We start from the raw sequence: 1,046 nt of genomic DNA on the forward strand, positions 1-1,046 counted from the left end.
AAAATCAATTCCATTAACACTGGTAGCGGCATTTCTAACAACATGATGGCTTACAGGCTGTCATTAATCATGCAGCAAGCCAAAGACCAACCCGTATTAGTAGACAACAACCAAAATCCCCAAGAACATCAGGAAGAACTGAGGAAACTTCTATCCAAATCTCACCCTACTCACAATATCGAAGAATTTAGACGCAATCTCAAACATAAATACTATCTTGAATATCTCCATAAATTTGAATCTAAATTAAATACTCAATCCCCAGAACCAAACGCATCAACACGAATTGAAAGACTGATTGCCGAGAAGAAATCGCAATTCTTGCCCATACAACTATCTAAACTTGAACGTACAGAATCTCTGTCTGCTTTAGATGCTCAAAATATTCCTGCTGTCATTGAACAGACTTCATCTCAACCTGTTTTGGAAGTTCAAAATATTCAACCTGCTCAACGTTACATTCGTTCCCCAGAGGAAGATGAAACTACTAAGAAATACTTTATTCCTGCCATCATGGGATTGATTGCTTCTAAAGGGCAATCAAAAGACGATAACTCCCGCACTTACGAAAGTGCTAAATACACTTTGCACTTTTTAATACAAGAAGGTACTCAATTCCTTAGCGTCCATCGTAAACACAGCCAACCCAAAAAAGCCTTTAGTGCTTACAATGATGAAAATCATCGTGATTTTAGAGTTTTAGAAAATAATTTACAGCCACAAGAAATTCACGGATTTATTCAAGTTTATCAACGGACAGTTTTAACTAATAATCAAACTCAACTTCACCATAAACAACACAAGCATGATGAACCAGAATTAGGAGATTAGAAATATCCTAGCAACACTCCACCAGCAAATCCCACTATTAATAATGGTCGCTTTACCCCCTTTTCAATTTTAGACAATGGGGAAATTATTACTGCCATCACTATATAAAACAACGCTTGTGCTATATCTTCATCAAATTTAATCACTGCCGCAATAAATAAGCCAATGAATATTAGTATCTCAATTAAATTTTCTAGTTTGTTGAGAAATGTTGC

At 35.9% G+C, this 1,046-nt stretch carries 2 protein-coding genes; one reads left to right on the forward strand and one right to left on the reverse strand.

Annotated features, from left to right (window positions below):
* Positions 1-831 (forward strand): hypothetical protein (locus tag AACS98_RS22040; RefSeq protein WP_066384127.1); only part of this gene is annotated, 831 nt, incomplete at its 5' end.
* Here the strand turns inward: AACS98_RS22040 and AACS98_RS22045 are convergent.
* Positions 828-1,046, reverse strand: a 219-nt coding sequence (locus AACS98_RS22045) for a hypothetical protein (protein ID WP_232317207.1), incomplete at its 5' end; no start/stop codon positions are given. The genes AACS98_RS22040 and AACS98_RS22045 overlap by 4 nt on opposite strands.

It is taken from the genome of Anabaena sp. CA = ATCC 33047 (assembly GCF_963870205.1).
GTDB lineage: Bacteria > Cyanobacteriota > Cyanobacteriia > Cyanobacteriales > Nostocaceae > Trichormus.